Source organism: Vibrio sp. 2134-1 (assembly GCF_033339495.1).
Map to the genome: position 1 here is coordinate 1 of NZ_JAWOUS010000876.1, position 537 is coordinate 537.

Consider the following 537-nt stretch of genomic DNA (forward strand, 5'->3'; position numbering starts at 1 on the left):
AAACAATTAGCCGACGGTTTCAAATCGTTAGCCGACAAACACGGCATCCCGCTAGTGGTCAACCAAGTCGGCGGCATGTTCGGTTTCTTCTTTACCGAACAAGAGCACATCACGTGCTATGAAGATGTGGCCAAATGCGATGTTGAAAGATTCAAACGCTTCTTCCATCTGATGATTGAGCACGGTGTCTATTTGGCGCCTTCTGCTTTTGAAGCGAGCTTTACTTCTTTAGCGCACGGTTCAAAAGAGATCGACGCGACACTAGAAGCGGCGGATCGCTGTTTTGCAATCATTGCGGCAGAAGCAAAATAAGCGCTATACGCAAGTTATAAGAAAAGGACCGGAAGGTCCTTTTTTATTGCCAGTTCAAAATTACCAAGACAGCTAACACGCCTAGAACAATGCCAAACCACGGAATACGTTTGGTTTTCTTCTCAGATTTACATTTCTTATCGCCGTTACAACAACCCATTTTTCATCTCTTGATTGATAACCATCTGATTTGTAGTCATTATAACAAGGTCATTTACCCCTTCC

At 43.8% G+C, this 537-nt stretch carries 1 pseudogene; it reads left to right on the plus strand.

Annotated features, from left to right (window positions below):
- A pseudogene (locus tag R7R78_RS29015) lies at positions 1 to 312 on the plus strand (aspartate aminotransferase family protein); the annotation flags it as partial.
- Between the last annotated feature and the right edge of the window lie 225 nt (positions 313 to 537).